We start from the raw sequence: 20,407 nt of genomic DNA, 5'->3' as shown, positions 1-20,407 counted from the left end.
ATTCCAAAAACGTATATTCGAAAAAAATTATAAATTTGAAAAACTAAAAGAAAATAATGAAAGCATCTGTACTGTTGAAATCGTCTTTACTAACATCTTTATTTGTTATTACATCTTGTGCTACTACAAAATACAGCGAAGATATTTCAAAAAACAACTACTCTAATCTTGAAGCCGGAAAAATATATAAAGTAACTATGAGAGACGGCTCTCCGAAGCAGACCATCTTATTCAGAAATGTCGTTGGGGAAAATATTGTAGGAACTGCCGGTAAAAAAGATAGTACAGAAGTGATTATTCCTAAATCCAATATAGCGGCTGTGAAAGACAGAAGAAAAGCAAGAATTGCCGCAGGAGCTACGATTATTGGAGCAGCAGGTGTTGCAGCGATCGTATTGAGTTCTTCCAGAGCGGACTAAAATAGATTTTATCTTTTGAGATATATTTAATATATCTTTTAAAAATTGTCATATGGATAGCCCTAAATAAATTTTTAGGGCTATTTTTGTTCATGATTTCCTTTACCCCGTTACAAACATTACAAAATGTTGAGTTCAGAAATCTTCTCACCGGGAGATTTTTTATTGTTTTAGCTTTCAGAATGCTTGCCACTTTACTTGGATGGTGGGTATATCAATTAACAAAAGATCCATTTTCAATAGGCCTTATCGGACTTTCAGAGGTGATTCCTGCGGTAAGCTGCGCGCTGTATGCGGGACATGTTATTGATATGAATGAAAAAAAGAGACTGCTACTCATTTGTAATTATGCATATATTTTTCTGATTGGCCTTTTGTTGATTCCCGCATTTCTTGATGTGGAAATGCACTTTACGGGTCATCAGATTACCTATTATATTTATGGTGTTATCTTTTTCACAGGGATAGCAAGAGCCTTTATCGGTCCTATTGTTCCTTCCATGATTCCTAAAATTGTAAAGAAGGAAAATCTTCCGAATGCCGTAACGCTGAACCAGGCTACTTTCCTGATATCTTCTGTTTGCGGACATGCTATCGGAGGTGTTCTGATTGGATTTATCGGCGTAAAATGGACTCTCGTTGCTATTTTAACACTCATATTTGTTGCTTCATTATTTTTCTGGCAACTGCACAAACAGCATTCAGAATACAAAAAAGAAACAGTAAATGTAGTAGAAAGCATGCGTGAAGGAATTTCTTATATTTTTAAGACCAAGGAGATTCTGGGAGCTCTATGTCTTGATATGTTTGCAGTACTTTTTGGCGGAGCCGTAGCTATGATCCCTGTATTTGCAACAGACATCCTGAATTCAGGAGCTGAAGGTTTCGGTTTACTGAATGCAGCTTCAGACATTGGTTCAATGTGTATTATTACTATTTTATCTATTGTTCCCCTTCGCAAAAATCAGGGGAAAATACTTCTTGCTGTGGTTACAGGATTCGGGCTATGCATTATTGGATTCGGACTCTCAAAATTATACTGGCTGTCTTTTATGTTCCTGGTGATGAGCGGGATGCTGGATGGAATTTCCGTGGTTATCCGAGGCACCATTGTACAGTTAAAAACACCGGATCATATAAGAGGTCGTGTTCTGAGTGTGAATTCAATTTTCATCATGTCAAGCAATGAAATGGGACAGTTCGAAAGTGGACTTATGGCCAAACTCCTGGGCGTTGTGCGCTCTGTGGTATTCGGAGGCTGTATGACCGTTTTAGTGGCCCTTGTTGTTGGAAGCACCAATCCTAAATTGAGAAAGATGCAATATTAACTTATTGTTTATCAAATCATTTAAAATCTGATACAAAAAAAAATAAGAATTCGAAATACTTAAAATCAGAATAGAACGTTTTCTATTCTGATTTTTGTTTTATAGCTGTTTTTTAAAAATTTATAAAAGAATTAAACCAGAAATATTCATCAAAACTATATATATCTTTACGATCTTCATATAATTTAATCAACAGAATAAAATACCACATTTAAAACCAATATGTTACTTTCATTAAATATATCTCAAAATCTTTAATTTAACGTTAATAATTTTTTATATTTGCTTCATAAAATATCCCCCTATGACTAAACTTTTACTAATTTTGAGCTTTCTCATGACAGGTTCTCTGATGAATGCTCAATTCTTTTCAGACCAAACCTTACAACAATCTGTTTTACAATTCAATAATGCTAAAACAGAAAATGACTATGATATGCTTTTTTCTAAGTTTTCACAAGCTAAAACTTCAGAAAAATGGCAGGCTAATTACTATGCAGCAGCAGCATTGTATCTTAAAACCAATTTCCTTTTAAAGAATAGTCCGAACAGCCCTCTTGGAGAACCTAATGAATCTGCCAGAAAACTTGCAATGCAGGCTCTTGCTTCGGAAAAAAATAATGGAGAGGTCAATCTTCTTCTTGCTCTTATTCATTTTCAGAAAATAAGAATAAAAACAGCTGCAGATCCTCAAAAGGAACTAAAAACGGCTACAGGCTTTATGGCTAAAGCGGAAACAACTTTAAAGAATAATCCAAGACTTTCTTTTTTAAAAGCGGAAATAGCTGAAAAGCAAGGGAACAAGACAGAAGCTATAAAGTTCTATCAAAAAGCAGCCAAAGAATTTGAAATGTCAGACGCCTCATCAAGTTCACCTACTTGGGGAAAACAGCTGATCGGAACAAATTAACAGTAAAAAAATGTATGATCTCCCGAGTAAATTGGGACGATCAGTTTTTTTTAATACGAAAACCTGAAAATTCATTGAATATTTTGATAAACAGTATTTTGTATCAGATAAAACAGCATTTTTTAATAATTAAACACATTTAATATTTGTTTTAAAAATTAATTCTCATGAAAAAAACATTACTTGTTTTATTACTCATATTTTCACATATTTTATTTGCACAATCAGATTGTGGCACTGCAATGGCAGTCTGCGGTAACTCTGACATTTCATATACACCAGGCGGGCATGGAGACATTGCAGAAAACCTGGGTGGATGTTTAACTTCTAACGAGAAGTACTCCGTATGGTATTCTTTTACCATCGCTACAGGAGGAACCCTTACTTTCGAAATCATCCCTAACGACCAGGGAGATGATTATGACTTTGGAGTATATGGACCCAACAAATCTTGCGGAAACCTAGGAACTCCTATACGTTGTTCTTATTCCGGACTAAGTGGAAATACAGGTCTTAATATGACCGCTACTGACCTTAGTGAGGATGCAACAGGAGATAAATGGGTAAAATACATGGATGTACTGCCTGGTCAGACTTACTATATCATTGTAAATAACCACAGAGAAACAGCTAACGGATTCAAATTATCATGGGGTGGAACAGCTACTTTGTCTTCTCCGTTCACTGATCCGAATATACAGCCTCATCCATTTATCCCACCGGGAATTCCAGGAGCTAATCCTGCTGACCCAAGAGAAGTAGTGATCTGTTCAAATCCGGCGACTTTTGATTTCGCATCATTATCCGCAGGAATTCTTAATGGTAACCCTAACTTCAACATTAGCTACCACACAAGTCAGAATGATGCTTTAACAGGTAACAACCCTCTTGTTGGACCTCAAACAGTTACTCCTGTTGGAGTTTATTTCTACAGTATCAACTATACTGACCCGACTAACCCCAACAGCCCCATTAATAAATGTAGACAGACTGGTAAATTTAAATTTAAAGATGGTACAATCACCGCTACCGATGTAACGCTGACAAGCTGTAACAACAACAATGCAGGTACGGCAACGTATGATCTTACCACTGCTGCAGTTTTTGCTGATCCAACGGCAACTAAAAAATACTATTACACATTATATGATCTGAATAACTCAATCAATGAGATCACCAACATCTATCAGTTTGTTTCTGCTGAAGGTAAAATATATGTAAAAGTAACTTCTGCATTTGGATGTAGTGATATTGCAGAAATTACCCTTAAATTCTATCCGCAAATCATTGCAAAAGATGCTGAATTGAGATCATGCTTTATTGAAGCCAATCCTTCTACAGCTTTATTCAACTTGGATAACGCTGCTGTAATTACACCACAGGCAGGGATCACTAAAAAATACTTCCCTTCACTAACAGACGCAATAGATGAAACCAACCAAATTTTAAATGCTAATTATATTGCACCAAGCGGCTTAGTATATGTAAGAGTATCCGACACCAGAGGATGTTATGTAGTGGTAAAAATTGGTTTAACTGTAATTGCTCCAGTAACATCCAGTGTTCTGAAAGACAAAATTATCTGCATGGAAGACACGACCACTTTAGATGCCGGACCTGGATTCAAAAGCTACGAATGGAGCACAGGAGCAACAACACAGTCTATTAAAGATGTAGGAGTAGGCGTTTACTGGGTAAAATTGAAAACAGGTGAATGTGTTGCCACTCAAAAGGTAACCGTTTATCCTTCTGAGCAACCAGTTGTAACAAATATCGACATTAACAATACTACATTGACAATCAATGTTATTGGAGGAACACCGGATTATCAGTATTCTATGGATAAGATTTTATGGCAACCTTCTAATGTATTCTCCAATGTAGCAAGAGGAACTTACAAAGTCTATGTAAAAGATGCTTATGACTGCGAGCCAATTGAAGTTGCAGTAGTGGTTCCTAACCTTATCAATATGATTACTCCAAACGGAGATGGTGTGAATGACGTAGTGGATTATTCTGCTATGGCTGATAAACAGAATCTTATTTTGAGTATCTTTGACAGATACGGAACAAAAATCCACCAGGGAGACAAATCCAATGGTTATAAATGGGATGGTAAAATTGGTGGCAAGAACATACCAACAGGTACCTACTGGTATTCTGTAACATGGAACGAGAATGACAAAAAGAATACTCCTTTCAAGTTTTCAGGTTGGATTGTTGTAAAAAACAGAGAATAAAACACCACAATATAAAAAGCCGCTTTGGCGGCTTTTTCTTTTACAAATAATGATAAAAATTTATTGATTTCAAGTTTGTTTAACAAAAAAGTTTTAACAATGAAAAAAATATTACTTCTTTTTATTTTATTGATAGCGCAAATGGCCTATTCACAGTCAGATTGTGTCACAGCAATTCCCATCTGTGGTAATTCTGACATTTCATACACCCCTTCGGGCCCGGGGAATATAATAGAAATTCTTAACCAAAACGGTGGATGCCTCAGTACCAATGAAAGATATACAGTTTGGTACACTTTTACAGTATCCACACCAGGAACACTGGCATTTACAATAAAACCTAACGATCAGGATGATGATTATGATTTTGCAGTTTACGGACCAACAGCTAACGGCTGTGCTTCGTTACAGAATGCGGATCACGTTTTCATACAACCCATAAGATGTAACTATAGCGGCACTTCAGGAGATACAGGTCTCGATCTGACTCTTGCTCCACCAGCCGTATTCCCTACCAATCCACCAGGTGTTACATCCAGTATGAACAATGGTAAATGGAGTCCCTATATGGATGTATTGGTTGGCCAGACTTATTATCTGGTTATTGACAACTTCAGTAGATCCGTTAATGGTTTTTCTTTAGAATGGACAGGAACGGCAAGCTTAAGTTCTGCATTTAACGATCCTGTTCTTTCGCCTAACCCATTTATCGCGCCTGGAATTCCGGGAGCAGCTCCTAATGATCCTAATCAGGTAATGGTTTGTGCGCTGCCTACCCAGTTTGATTTTACAACATTATCTGCAGCAATTATTAATGGTAACAGCCCCAACTTCAAGGTTACTTATCACAAAACAACCAACGATGCCCTTACAGGACAAAATCCACTTACGGTAGCCACTGTAGACGGAGTTACAACATATTATTACAGAATTGTGTATCAGGATCCTACCAATCCGAGCAACCCTATCAACGGATGTTTCATAACCGGAAAGTTCAAGTTTGTGAATGTGGGTATTTCTGCCAATTCGGCTACCTTATACTCCTGTAACAACAACGGAGCGGGTACTGCAAAATATAACTTAACAACAGCCAATGTATTTGGAGGAGCCGGAGCAACCATTAAGTATTATGCTACGGTTGCGGATATGAATGCTGAAATTAATGAAATTACAGATCCTACCAACTACGTTTCTGCTGAATCAACCGTATATGTAAAAGTAATTTCTTCTTTCGGATGTATCGCAACTACTACTATCAGATTATTATTCTACCCATCAGTTGTACTGAAAGATGCTGTACTTCAAAACTGTTATATTGATAATGACGTTACCCGTTCAACATTTGATCTTTCCAAGGCTGACATCGGAGTAGCTGTTCCAACACCTACCGGAACTACCATTAAATATTATACAACTGTAGCTGATGCTAAAGCACAGACAAACCCTATTATAGCAGCATTAAACTATCTTTCAGAAAGCAAAACAGTATATGCAAGAGTAGATAATGACAAACAGTGTTATTCAATTGCTAAAATAGAACTGATTGTATTGCCTCCGGTAAAATCAGCGGTATTAAAAGATAAGACAATTTGTGCTGAAGCCAAAACCTCTTTGGACGCAGGACCTGGATTTGTAAGCTACGAATGGAGCACAGGTGAAACTACACAATCTATCAACAACGTAGGAGTTGGGGTTTATTGGGTAAAACTTCAGACAGGAAAATGCTTCACACTTCAGGAAGTACGTGTACATCCAAGCCTTCAGCCAGTGGTTTCAGGAATCGAAATTACCAACAACAACATCACAGTAACAGCTTCAGGGGGAGTTCCTCCTTACAAATATTCTATTGATGGTGTTAACTGGCAGGACTCCAATGTATTCACAGGACTTCCTAGAGGAGAAAATACGATATATGTAAAAGATACTTATAACTGTACGCCTATTCAGGTAACCGTGACTGTCCCTAATCTTATCAACGCGATTACTCCGAACGGAGATAATGTAAATGATGTTATTGATTACTCAGCATTAGCTTACAAGAAAAACCTTATCTTCATTGTATATGACAGATATGGAAACAAACTTCATGAAGCTAACAAAATGAATAACTTCACTTGGGACGGAACAGCATTTGGTAAGAAAATCCTAACCGGAACTTACTGGTACACGATCTCGTGGAACGAAAACAATAAAGACAATACCGAAACCAAATATTCAGGATGGGTATTGGTAAAAAATAAAGAATAAGTTTTACTTCATCTTTTTGAAAAATCACCTCAGACTGAGGTGATTTTTTTTATCAACAAGTCCAACCTCCTGTTTACAGCATTTTACGAAAGACTGCTAATAATTTGTTGAATACTATTTTTCTATTATTTTTTAAATAAACTATCTTTGCATCATGGCGCAGAAAGAAACATTATCATCCCTGACACACGGAAACTTTGCAAAAGAATTGTCTATTGCGGATGGAAAAATGCCTCCCAATGCAGTGGACTTTGAAAGACTGGTTATCGGAACTTTTTTGATTGACAAAAAAGGTCTTGACCATTCCATTGACCTTCTTACTCCGGAGGTGTTTTATGATCCCAGACATCAGGTCATCTTTTCTACTATCTTAAAATTGTATGAAGGCAACCACCCGGTAGACTTAATGACGATTATTCAGGATTTAAAAAAAGAAGACAAACTGAGTCAGGCAGGAGGTGATCACTACATCATTGATCTTACAATGGGAGTAAGTTCATCTGCCCATATCGAATATCACGTACGTGTTATTCTTGAAAAGTATATTTTAAGAAGTCTTATTAATGTTTCTGCTAATGTTATTGATTCTTCTTACAAGGAATCGACAGATGTTTTTGAACTTCTGGACAAGGCAGAGCAGTCTTTCTTCGAGATTACCAACGGAACGATTAAGAAAGGATTCGATACTGCCAACTCATTGGTAAAACAAGCCATTGATACCATTAAATCTTTAAAAGATAAACAAGGACTTTCCGGAGTTCCTTCAGGATTCAGAGATGTGGATAAGGAAACCGGTGGTTGGCAGAATTCTGACCTTATCATTATTGCAGCCCGTCCCGCGATGGGTAAAACAGCATTCCTGCTTTCCATGGCAAGAAATATTGCAGTAGGGCACAAAATTCCTATGGCTCTGTTCTCTCTCGAGATGGCCTCGGTACAGCTTATTACCAGAATGATTGCTTCCGAAACAAGAATCTCATCAGAAAAATTAAGAAAAGGAACCCTGGATGATGAAGAATGGCAAAGACTATTCTCCAATGTATCTGAATTGGAGAACGCTCCTTTATATATTGATGAAACACCTTCCCTTTCCATATTCGACTTCCGTGCAAAATGCCGAAGACTGGTAATGCAGCATGGAGTAAGACTTATCATGGTCGACTACCTTCAGCTGATGACCGCAGGTAGTAGCAGCGGAAAAGGAGTTGGAAACCGTGAACAGGAGATTTCCATGATTTCACGTTCATTAAAAGCAATTGCAAAAGAACTTAACGTACCGGTCATTGCCCTGTCACAGCTTTCAAGAAGTGTGGAAGCCCGACCTGGAAAAAGACCTCAGCTTTCAGACCTGAGGGAATCCGGAGCAATTGAGCAGGATGCAGATATCGTATCTTTCATCTTCAGACCGGAGTATTATAAAATTACGGTTTGGGATAATGACGAAGAAGGACAGGAAACTTCTACAGAAAACCAGGCCGAATTGATCATTGCAAAACACAGAAATGGTGCTACAGCAGATGTAAGATTATCATTCCTGAAACATTTTGCAAAATTCGGTGATATTGAAGCAGCGTTTGACAGTGGTGCCGGAGGAGGATATCCTTCCAACTTCGGAGAGCCAAGCGGATTTGACAAGATCAAAACAACGATCCAGCCAGGAGCAGCATTTGATCTTCCGGATAGTTCAAAACTTTCAGGGTCTTCCATGAATGACTTTGATGACGATGATGACTTCCCTTTTTAAGCAAAGATTAAAATTCAGATCAATTCAGTTTAATTTTACAGTCAATACATCAATTATTAAAAAGCAGATTTGAGAATCGAAATTTATACGGACGGAGCTTGCAGCGGAAACCCGGGAAAAGGCGGATATGGAATTCTTATGCGCGTTCCTGAAAAAAATTACCAGAAAACATTTTCCAAAGGTTTTAGAAAAACCACCAACAACAGAATGGAGCTTCTGGCGGTCATCACTGCATTGGAAAAACTGAAATCTACAGAAAATGACATCCATGTGTATACCGACAGTAAATATGTATCTGACGCCATCAACCAAAACTGGATTGCCGGATGGATCAAGAGAGGCTGGAAGAATGTAAAAAACCCTGATCTCTGGAAAAAATTCATTGAACTCTACAACAAACACAACCCGAAAATGCATTGGGTAAAAGGTCATGCCGGACATTTTGAAAACGAACTTTGCGATAAATTAGCCGTAGCAGCAGCCAGTTCCTCAGATCTCGAAATTGATACCTATTTTGAGAGTTTAGATAACAATTCCTTATTTTAATTTAATTAATACAAATACGTATTAGCTACTGCAATATTCAGCATTATATCATAATTTATAGTATTTTTTTAAAATATTATTAAAATTTAAGCAAGATTAACATTAAATACATATTATTTAATTGGGATTTAATATCTTTACATATTAATCTAAGTCCCATTATAAATGAATAAAAATCTATTATTGTATTTATCTGTTTTCTTACTCTGTATAGCTGGAAAGTCCTGCGCTCAAACTTATCAGCTTATCGGAAATCCAGTGAATACTACCGGATGGACGATGGTCTCCCCTACTCAGGTAAACACAGATTTTATTCAGCTGACCCCGGACACCAACAACCAATCCGGTTCTATCAGGCTGAATGACCCCATTAATTTAAAATATTGCGACAAATGGAGAGTGGAATTTGATTTCAGGATGGATTCCAACCAAACCTCCAATGGAGATGGAATTGCCTTCTGGTACCTTGCCAACCCTCCGGTAGCTAGTGTATTAGGCTCAGGACTTGGAGTATCTCAAAATGCTGTAGGACTTGTTGTAGGACTTGACACTTATAACAATACCACCACTGCTACCATGAGTAAGGTACACGTTGGTTATGGACTGGTTCAAAACACCACTGACAGCAATAACGTCGAATTTTTCAATGTTCCCGGAAGTTCTTTCCACTCTCCGGATCTGAATACTACACAGCCTTTTCAGGGAACAACTTTTAAACACGTTGAAGTAACGGCACAGGTAGATCCTGCAGCTCCTACCAGCTGGATTATAAAAATAACAATAGACGGTAATGTAATTTGCAATCAGTCTTTTGCGCCTTCAGGTGCTGCTGCTGCAATGACTGTAGGATATTTTGGTTTTTCAGCTTCTACAGGAGGTGCAAGATCCAGACATTCCATTAAAAATGTAAAAATTTATACGGATAAGGTTCCTATTTTACAGAATTCGGCAACACAGTCATTCTGTCCTAATCCTACAACCGGATACGGATCCGTAAACCTGACTTCTTTCAATTCACAGTTTGTCAGCAATCCTTCCAATTATACATTTACCTATTATCCATTTGGAAGCTCCACACCTATTGCGAATCCCACCAATTATCAATTCAATGCTAACTCAACAGTAACAGTTGTTATTAAAGATAATGCAGGACTACTTTGTGATAACCCGGATGGTAAAATTTTATTGGTTCTTGCTCCTTTCAAAGCGGAAGACAAAACGATTACGGTATGTAATAATAACAAAGCAGGAACAGCAGCTTTCAATCTGAATACAGCAGCGGTGACCAATGTTCCGGGAGTTACAAAAAAATATTATAAAACGTTAGCAGACCTCAACGCCGATACGAATGAGATTCAAAATCCTGACAACTATCTATCTGCTCCCGGAGCTGTTTATGTAAAAGTAACAACTCCTCAGGGATGTACAGGTTCAGCAAAAATTACCCTTGCATTCTATCCGGACACTCCTGTGAAAGAAGCTACTCTAAGATCATGTTTCATTGAAAATAATATTACGAGTGCTATCTTTAACTTGACAACCGCAGATGTTACTACTTTAGGAGCAGGCACTGCAAAAAAATACTACACATCCATCGCCAATGCTTTAGACGGTACCAACGAAATTATGAATCCTCTCCAGTATTTATCTACAAGTACTGCAGTGTACGCTAAAGTGACAGATGCCACCGGATGCTTTAATATTGCTAAAATCAACCTTATTGTATTACCACCTGTAACCTCTTCTGTTCTGAAAGACAAAATCATTTGTATCGGAGAAAAAACAGATCTGGATGCAGGACCTGGATTTGACGGCTATGAATGGAGCACCGGAGCAACAACTTCATCTATCAAAGATGTAGGTGTTGGTAGTTATTGGGTAAAATTGAAAACCGGCAACTGTATCACTACGCAGACTGTCAATGTAAAAGCATCTGCAAATCCGGTGATTTCCAGCATTGATATTGACAACAACACCATAACAGTAAATGTAGCAGGCGGAACTCCTCCGTATCAGTTTTCTCTGGATGGAATGAACTGGCAGCCTGGCAACATATTCACAGGTTTAGCAAGGGGCGAAGTAAGAGTTTATGTAAAAGATTTTTACAATTGCACACCTGTTGAAGTTCAGATTACTGTTCCTAACCTGATTAATGCTATCACTCCAAACGGCGACAACGTGAATGATTTCATTGATTACTCAGCACTGGCTTACAAGAAAAATCTGATATTTATTGTTTACGACAGATATGGCAACAAATTGTATGAAGCCGGAAAAATGAGAAACTTTACATGGGACGGAACTGCTTCCGGTAAAAAAGTTCTTACAGGAACTTACTGGTACACCATTTCATGGAACGAAAACAACAAAGACAATACTGAAACTAAATACTCAGGCTGGGTATTGGTTAAAAACAGAGAATAAAATTACTATCAGAAACTACCTCATTTGGGGTAGTTTCGGTATTAAAAAACAGGATTTGCCCAACCAGATTGAGGCCGGACGCTGCTTATCATCAATAATGTAAACACAAAAACAATTTTATATCAAAAAAACAATAACATCATAATCCATCCACTATGAAAAAAGATATACTCATTTTTTTACTGACTATCTTATTATGCCTGCCGGGAAGATTTCTTTCGCAAACCTATCAACTTACCGGAAACCCTGTCAATACGACAGGCTGGGATCTGGTCTCTGACGCTATAGTAAGCGGAGACTTTGTAAGACTTACCACTGATCAAACCAGCAGATATGGAGCTGTAAAATTATCCACTCCTATTACCTTAAGCTATTGTGATAAATGGAAAGTGGAATTCGATTTCAGAATTGACGGAAACGGAACCACTCAGTTTGGAAAAGGAGACGGCTTTACTTTCTGGTATCTTGCCAATCCGCCAACAGGATTTGTATCAGGAGGAGGTCTGGGAATTCCTGCCAATGCTTCAGGGCTCATGGTTGGTTTTGATATTTTCAACAATACCACTGAAGGCCAGATGAGTAAAGTTCACATTCTTTATGGTACCAATAACACAGCAGGTAATAATATCGAGTTCAACACCACTCCGGGAAGCACATTCCACTCTCCGGACCTTATTGCTACCCAGCCGTTTGTAGGAGACACCTACAGACACGTTGAAGTAAATGGCGAAACAGACCTTACCAACCCTACAAACTGGATTATCAAAGTAAGAATAAACGGAGTTCTTATCGTAGATCAGTCTTTTGCTCCTTCCGGAGGAGCAGTGGGAATGTCACAGGGATATTTTGGTTTCTCTGCAGCAACCGGAGGTGCCAGTGCAAGACATTCTATTAAAGACGTTAAAGTATATGTAGATAAAGTTCCTATTTTAAGCAATACCATAACTCCATTTGTTTGTACAAATCCAGCTACCGGAAATGGTACAGTAGACCTTACTTCTTATAATTCTCAATTTGTAAATAATCCCGGAAATTATATTTTCACTTATTATGTATTGGGAAGTTCTACTCCTATTGCCAATCCTACAAGTTTCCAGTATTCCGGAAATACAACGATTAAGGTGGTGGTAAAAGATCCTACGTCTACTCTTTGTGATAATGGTGATGGTGTTATTCAGCTTAACCCTACGCCATTCGCAGCAACAGATGCTACTCTCAGCGGATGTAATAATAACAATGCAGGAACAGCAACCTTTGACCTCAATACTGCTGCTGTAACAACTGTTGCCGGAGTTACCAAAGAATTCTATCCTACTTTATACGACCTGAATAACGGTACGAACCAGATAACAAATCCTTCTGCCTATGCTTCTGCTCCAGCGACAATATATGTAAAAGTAACCACACCTCAGGGTTGTGTCAGTACTTCTAAAATTACACTGAATATTTACCCAGTAGTAGTTGTTAATGACGTTGAACTCAAATCATGTTTCATTGAAACCAATCCATCTATGGCTTCTTTTAACCTTACAGGAGCTGTTGTTTCCCAGGGCGGACTGACAAAAGAATATTATCCATCGTTGACAGATGCTATCAGTGGAACTAATGCCATCTCAACTCCGGCAGCATACATTGCTCCTAATGGAGTTGTTTATATTAAAGTTTTTAATGGAAATGGATGCTATTCTATTGCTAAAGTTACTTTAACTGTAATACCTCCTGTTTATTCAAGAACTTTACTTGACAAGACAATTTGTATTGAAAACACCACAACATTAGATGCGGGAGCCGGATTCAAAAGCTATGAATGGAGCACAGGAGCAACCACACAATCCATCAAGAATGTAGGAGTAGGTACTTACTGGGTTAAACTGAAAACCGGAGATTGTATTGCCACACAAAAAGTAACAGTATATCCTTCCGACAATCCTGTTATTACCACGGTTGACATTTCTGGAAGTACGGTAACAGTATATGCTAACGGTGGAACTCCTCCTTATCAGTATTCTATGGATAATATCAACTGGCAGGATTCCAATGTGTTTACCAATATTGCAAGAGGAGAAGCTAAAGTATATGTAAGAGATGCCTACAATTGCGTTCCTGTTGAAGTTAATATTACAGTACCGAATCTTATTAATATAATTACACCTAATGATGATGGAATCAATGATTTTGTTGATTACTCCGCATTAGCCAATAAACAAAATCTGGAAATTGCCATCTTCGACAGATATGGTTATAAAATGTTCCAGGCCGATAAAACCAATGGCTACAAATGGGCAGGAACTACCAATGGACATAAAAAAGTCCCTACAGGAAACTATTGGTATTCTGTTTCATGGAATGAAAATAATAAAAACAGTACTCCGATAAAATTCTCAGGCTGGATTGTTGTAAAAAACAGAGAATAATTACACGTTCCACCACATCAAAAGAATCACCCCGCCGGTCGGGGTGATTTTTTTGTATGAACAGGCAGGAGATATTTCATTTTAAAGACTCTTTATTCATATTCAATTCTTAAATTTGTCGTATGAATTATTTGGAAGCTTTAAGCAGAAGATATTCTGTAAAAAAATTCAATCATCAGATTATTCCTCAGGAAACTCTTCACAACATTCTTGAGTCAGGAAAGCTGTCTGCCAGTTCGCTGGGACTTCAGCCTTATAAAATTGTGGTTGTTGAAAGTGAAGAGATGAAACAGAAATTAATTCCTGCTTTTTATAATCCATCTCAGATTTCCACCTGTTCTCATCTTATTGTTATTATTTCAAAAAAAGTGATAGAAGAGAACTATATCCGAGGGTATTTTAATCATATTTCTGAAGTAAGAAATACTCCTATGGAAACACTGGACCCTTTCAGAAACAGCATTAATCAGCATATCAACCAGAAAACACATGATGAAATTTTCAACTGGGCAGAAAAACAGTCTTATATAGTATTGGCCAATCTTATGTATGCCGCCGCTATTGAAAATATAGATTCCTGCCCGATGGAAGGCTTCCGTCAGGATCTTATAGAAGAAATTCTGAATACCGATCCTGAAACAGAAAAAGTAACTGTTACCCTCGCTTTAGGTTACCGTTCTGAAGAAGATCACTTCCAGCACATGAAAAAAGTAAGAAAACCAAACGAAAAATTGTTTAAATTTATTTAATCTTAAACGATTGTACCTAAAGCCAGCATATGATAAAAGCGGATGTATTAGTAATTGGTTCCGGCATTTCCGGACTTTCCTATGCCATTAAAGTTTCTGAACAGCACCCTGATGCCAAAATCATTATTGTAACCAAGTCTGACGAAGACGAAAGCAATACCAAATATGCACAAGGCGGTCTCGCTGTCGTTACAGATTTTCAAAATGACAATTTTCAAAAACATATTGACGACACGATGCGTGCCGGTGACGGAGAAAATAAACGTAATGTCGTAGAGATGGTGGTAAGAGAAGCTCCTGCACGATTCAATGAAATTGTAGAATGGGGAGCACAGTTCGATATGAAGAACGGCAAATTCGCTTTAGGAAGAGAAGGCGGTCATACTGAAAACAGAATCGTCCATCATAAAGATATCACAGGTTTTGAAATCGAAAGAGCTTTGCTGGAAACAGCCAATAACAGCCCTAATATTGAAATTCTTGATCATCATTATGTCATTGACATCATTACTCAGCACCACGTTCCGGGAAAAGAACTTAATGAAGGAGACATCCACTGCTACGGGGCTTATATTCTGGACGAGAAATCCAAAACCATCAAAAAAATTACTTCTAAAATAACACTGGTTGCTACAGGAGGTGCCGGACATGTTTATAAAAATACTACCAATCCTACAATTGCAACCGGAGACGGAATTGCTTTCGTTGCCCGTGCCAAAGGAAAGGTTTCCAATATGCAATATTACCAGTTCCACCCAACCGCTCTTTACAGCAAAATGGATGGAATGTTGTTTTTAATTTCAGAAGCCGTTCGTGGAGATGGAGCAAAATTAAGAACCAAAAGAGGTGAAAAATTCATGCATAAATATGATGAACGTGAAGAATTGGCCTCAAGAGATATTGTTGCAAGAGCCATCGATGCCGAAATGAAAATTACCGGAGACGAATTTGTTGGCTTGGATTGCAAGGAAATGAACCATGAAAAATTCTTAGAACATTTCCCGAATATTTATAAAAAATGCAAAGACGAAGGAATTGATCCTTTCACTCAATTGATTCCTGTCGTTCCAGCCTGCCATTATCTGATGGGTGGAATTGAAGTAGACAGGGACGGACAATCTTCCATCAGAAATCTTTTTGCAGTAGGAGAATGTACCAACTCAGGACTTCATGGCGCCAACAGGCTTGCTTCAAACTCACTTCTTGAAGGCTTGGTTTTCGGTCATAATGCAGCTATGAAAACGGTAGATCTTCTTAATGAAAACAATTTCAACTTTGATGATCTGAAAGCCGTTCCGGAATGGAATGAAGAAGGTATGAAGATCATGGACGAAATGGTTATCGTCAGCTATCTGAGAAAACAACTTCAGGAAATGATGAGTGATCTTGTTGGTATTGTAAGAAGTAACAGACGTCTGAATATGGCACTTCAAAAACACCAGGAAATTGCAGCCGCTGTGGATGAAATCTACCACTATTCCATTCTTTCACCACAACTTTCGGAATTAAGAAACTTAACAACCGTTGCGCACCTCATCATTACCCAGTCTATGGAAATGACAGAGAATAAAGGAGCGTTTTATAATAAAGATTTAGCTTAAAAGCATAATATAATGAAAAGACCAGCATACGTTACAGATAAAGCATTAAAAACATTCATAAAAAACGCACTTGAGGAAGATATTCAGGATGGAGACCACTCTACCCTATCTACTATTCCACAGGACCTTGTACAAAGTGCTAAGCTTTTAGTGAAACAGGACTGTATTCTTGCAGGTGTTGAATTGGCAGAAATCATTTTCAAGACATTTGACAAAAATCTTAAAGTGGAAGTTTTCATTAAAGATGGAACTCCCTGTAAATTCGGAGACGTTGCCCTTACTGTTACAGGAAGTGCAAGATCCATCCTTTCTACTGAAAGATTTGTTCTTAACTGCATGCAGAGAATGAGTGGTATTGCCACCCTTACCCATGAATGGGATTCCAGATTAGTAGGTACAAAAACTAAACTTTTAGATACAAGAAAAACAACTCCCAACTTCAGAATGTGCGAAAAATGGGCGGTAGCTATTGGCGGCGGAACCAATCACAGATATGGTCTTTATGATATGATTATGCTGAAAGATAATCATATTGATTACAACGGAAGCATTACCAATGCCGTGGCAATGGCAAAAGATTACGTTAAAAAGAATAAGAAAAAGTTAAAAATAGAGGTTGAGACCAGAAACCTTGAAGAAGTTCGGGAAGCCATTAACGCAAAGGTCGACAGAATCATGCTCGATAATATGGATGTAAAAACAATGAAAGAGGCTGTAAAAATGATCAATGGCTCTTGTGAATCTGAAGCCTCGGGAGGAATTACCCGCGATATGCTGAAAGAAATTGCATCCACAGGCGTTACCTATATCTCTGTAGGAGCCCTTACACACTCTGCTGAGAATATAGATCTGAGTCTCAAAGCAGTGAAATAGCGTTGAATTTTTAACAAAAACACCCCCACTTTGTTAAAAATTCAATAACATGACTTTTTTCATACAAAAATTCAATTTTTAGCCATAATACTGATTTTTAACACTTTAACATTATTAAGACTTATTAAAAATTAACATTGAGTTAATAATAGTTAAATTTTATTTTGCGAATTTTGCAGAAAATTAAATCTAATTATTACTAACGATTATGAAATTAATCAACAAATCAATACTAACTGCGGTTATTACTTTATCTACAGCTAGTGTTTATTACGCTCAACAAGTTCAGGACACAGTGCAAAAGTCCAAAGATATTGATGAGGTAATCTTAAGAGGTGTTACGGATATCGCTAAAGATAGAAAGACACCGGTAGCAGTTTCTACTATTAAAGCTGCGCAGATTCTTGAAAAACAAGGAAACCAAGAGCTTGTTGAACTCCTGAACGTAACACCATCTGTTTACGCAACAAAAGGTGGTGGTGGATTTGGAGACTCCCAAATCACTATGCGTGGTTTCGAATCCAGAAACATCGCAGTAATGGTAAACGGTATGCCTGTAAATGATATGGAAGGAGGTACTGTTTATTTCTCAAACTGGACTGGACTAGCTGACGTTACAAGTACTATGCAGGTACAAAGAGGACTTGGTTCTTCTAAGTTGGCAATTGCTTCTGTAGGAGGTACAATGAACTTCTTAACAAAATCAGCAGATATGAAAAAAGGCGGTATTGTTAGATTAGGCGTTGGTAACAATGACTTCTTAAAAACATCTTTTGCATACAATACTGGTAAATCTGATAAAGGCTGGTCTTCTTCATTCTTAATGAGCAGACAGGCCGGAAGTACATATATTCAAAATACTGATTATGAATCTTATGCTTACTATTTTGCATTAGGATGGGAGCCTAACAAGAAGCATAATTTTCAGTTTACCATTACAGGATCTCCTCAATGGCACGATCAAAGAACTTATTCACCTTTAATTAAGGATTATATAACATATAACCCGGATCACGATAATACGCCTGACAGAACCTATAATTCTGACTGGGGATACCGTACCAATGCTGACGGAAGTAGAACTTCTATTGCAAACAGAGCCAATTATTACTCAAAGCCAGTAATAATGCTGAACTGGGACTGGACAATGAGTGAAAAGTCCAAATTAAGTACTGTTCTATACATGTCTAATGGTAGAGGTGGTGGAACAGGAGATCTTGGAAGTTTCTGGAATGGAAAATTCAACAGTAACGGAACTCCTTCTACAAACAACATTAACTCTTACAGAAGAGCAGACGGAACTTATGACTATGATAAAATTTTCGCATTAAACAACGGCATAACAGCTGGTACTCCTTATATGGTAACTAACCCGGCTAACGGAAAACAATATCAGGTAAGAGATGGTATTATCAGAAGATCAAGTATCAACTCTCATAACTGGTATGGTATCTTGGCTAACTTCCAACATAAAGTTAATGATAACTGGAATTTCTCAATTGGTACAGATGACAGATATTATTATGGTTACCACTATCAGGTAGTTTCTGATTTGTATGGTGCAAAAGGTTATCAGGAAATTCTTAACAATAATGTAGCGCCTTATAATGTTACAAGAACATATGATTATAAGCAGCTTGCATGGAACCCATTCGGTGGGAAAACAGCTCCTTTAAATGAGCAAATCGGATATAGCAACGATGGTGAAGTTATCTGGTATAGCGCATTTGGTCAGGTTGAATATACTAAAGATAAATTATCTGCATTCCTTCAGGGATCAGTATCTAATCAAGGATACCAAAGAATTGATAACTTCGTTAAAGATGGTGTAACTAAGCAGCAGGGACAGGTTGTCAATACAAAAACCGGATTCAAAAATTTATTTGGATATAACATTAAAGGGGGTGCAAATTATAACATTGACAGTCAAAACAATGTATTTGCTAATGTAGGTTATTATAGTAAACAACCTTTCATGAATTCTGTTTATCCAAGTAACTTCCAGGTTTTAAATCCTAGTTTAACTAATGAGAAAATCTTCTCAGCTGAAGTAGGATATGGATTCAGATCTCAAAAATTCAGTGCTAATGTTAACTTATATAGAACTGAATGGAGAGATAGATGGTTAAGAAGAACCAATCAGACATTTACATTAGCTGATAACACAACGACTACAGGATATGCGGAAATCAGTGGTATTACTGAAATCCACCAAGGTGTTGAATTTGATGCAGTTTACAGACCAACAAATTTCCTAGAGTTCCAAGGTATGTTCTCTTGGGGTGATTATTACTACAAAGGAAATGCAACAGGATCTGCTTTTGATGACAACAACAATCCTCTTACATTATCAGGAACATCAACTTCAACAACTCTTTACTTAGATAAAGTAAAAGTAGGAGGAACAAGCAATAACAGTATTCCTCAAATGACAGCTTCACTTGGAGCGACTGTTAAGCCAGTAAAAGATCTAAGTATTTTTGGAACATGGAGATATGTAGGAAAAGTATATTCATCTATTGATATTGCTACTTTCTCTAACCAGACAGCACAAGATAGAGGAGTATTACAATTACCTGATTTCAATTTATTTGACTTAGGTATTTCATACAAAATCAGACTAAAAGATGCATCTCAGTATTTCACAATCGGGGCAAATGTTTACAACTTATTTGATACCTTCTATATTTCTGACGCATCAACAAACGTATTTGGATCTGACGCTCCTTCAAAATTAGCTGATGGATCTAACAATACTGCTAAGAAAACGTATGAAGAATTGGGTTATATGTACAAGGGTGTAGCAACTGACAACCGTGTACTATTCGGATTCGGAAGAACCTGGGCAGCAACCTTATCATTCAACTTCTAATAAAATCATAATATTAGATTTTCTCAATATCAATCCCGGC

General features: G+C 37.5%; 13 protein-coding genes. All 13 read left to right on the top strand.

Features of this window, described 5'->3' with window-relative positions; genetic code table 11:
* Positions 1-56 precede the first annotated feature (56 nt).
* The gene (locus tag RHP76_RS16695; RefSeq protein WP_062673360.1) at positions 57-419 is read left to right on the top strand and encodes a hypothetical protein; all 363 of its coding nucleotides are present in this window, start codon (positions 57-59) and stop codon (positions 417-419) included.
* Between the two features lie 92 nt (positions 420-511).
* Positions 512-1,747 carry an MFS transporter gene (locus RHP76_RS16690; protein WP_062673358.1) on the top strand — a complete coding sequence of 412 codons (1,236 nt, stop codon included), beginning with the start codon at positions 512-514 and terminating at the stop codon, positions 1,745-1,747.
* Between the two features lie 304 nt (positions 1,748-2,051).
* The gene (locus RHP76_RS16685) at positions 2,052-2,657 is read left to right on the top strand and encodes a tetratricopeptide repeat protein (RefSeq protein WP_147367596.1); all 606 of its coding nucleotides are present in this window, start codon (positions 2,052-2,054) and stop codon (positions 2,655-2,657) included.
* A gap of 167 nt (positions 2,658-2,824) precedes the next feature.
* On the top strand, positions 2,825-4,897 hold the full coding sequence (locus RHP76_RS16680; RefSeq protein ID WP_062673354.1) for an FIDD domain-containing protein: 2,073 nt from the start codon (positions 2,825-2,827) through the stop codon (positions 4,895-4,897).
* 99 nt (positions 4,898-4,996) lie between these two features.
* Complete coding sequence (locus RHP76_RS16675; protein ID WP_228432337.1) at positions 4,997-7,144, top strand: FIDD domain-containing protein; 2,148 nt, start codon at positions 4,997-4,999, stop codon at positions 7,142-7,144.
* A gap of 154 nt (positions 7,145-7,298) precedes the next feature.
* On the top strand, positions 7,299-8,888 hold the full coding sequence (dnaB, locus tag RHP76_RS16670) for a replicative DNA helicase (protein ID WP_062673350.1): 1,590 nt from the start codon (positions 7,299-7,301) through the stop codon (positions 8,886-8,888).
* A gap of 69 nt (positions 8,889-8,957) precedes the next feature.
* Positions 8,958-9,434 carry a ribonuclease HI gene (gene rnhA / locus RHP76_RS16665; RefSeq protein ID WP_062673348.1) on the top strand — a complete coding sequence of 159 codons (477 nt, stop codon included), beginning with the start codon at positions 8,958-8,960 and terminating at the stop codon, positions 9,432-9,434.
* A gap of 165 nt (positions 9,435-9,599) precedes the next feature.
* The gene (locus tag RHP76_RS16660) at positions 9,600-11,858 is read left to right on the top strand and encodes an FIDD domain-containing protein (protein WP_311228619.1); all 2,259 of its coding nucleotides are present in this window, start codon (positions 9,600-9,602) and stop codon (positions 11,856-11,858) included.
* Between the two features lie 155 nt (positions 11,859-12,013).
* Complete coding sequence (locus tag RHP76_RS16655) at positions 12,014-14,272, top strand: FIDD domain-containing protein (protein WP_311228618.1); 2,259 nt, start codon at positions 12,014-12,016, stop codon at positions 14,270-14,272.
* 122 nt (positions 14,273-14,394) lie between these two features.
* Positions 14,395-15,021 carry an NAD(P)H-dependent oxidoreductase gene (locus RHP76_RS16650; RefSeq protein WP_034691525.1) on the top strand — a complete coding sequence of 209 codons (627 nt, stop codon included), beginning with the start codon at positions 14,395-14,397 and terminating at the stop codon, positions 15,019-15,021.
* Positions 15,022-15,050: 29 nt separating this feature from the next.
* Positions 15,051-16,622, top strand: coding sequence for an L-aspartate oxidase (gene nadB / locus RHP76_RS16645; RefSeq protein ID WP_311228617.1), 1,572 nt, complete (start codon positions 15,051-15,053; stop codon positions 16,620-16,622).
* A 12-nt stretch (positions 16,623-16,634) separates the two neighbouring features.
* Positions 16,635-17,495, top strand: a complete 861-nt coding sequence (nadC, locus tag RHP76_RS16640) for a carboxylating nicotinate-nucleotide diphosphorylase (RefSeq protein WP_120232506.1) — start codon at positions 16,635-16,637, stop codon at positions 17,493-17,495.
* A 208-nt stretch (positions 17,496-17,703) separates the two neighbouring features.
* A complete protein-coding gene (locus tag RHP76_RS16635; protein ID WP_311228616.1) occupies positions 17,704-20,367 on the top strand; it encodes a TonB-dependent receptor in 2,664 nt (887 codons plus the stop codon).
* Positions 20,368-20,407 lie beyond the last annotated feature (40 nt).

The organism is Chryseobacterium sp. SG20098, assembly GCF_031844745.1.
GTDB lineage: Bacteria > Bacteroidota > Bacteroidia > Flavobacteriales > Weeksellaceae > Chryseobacterium > Chryseobacterium cucumeris.
Note: the sequence above shows the minus strand (reverse complement) of the source record. Positions and strands in the feature narration are given on the sequence as shown.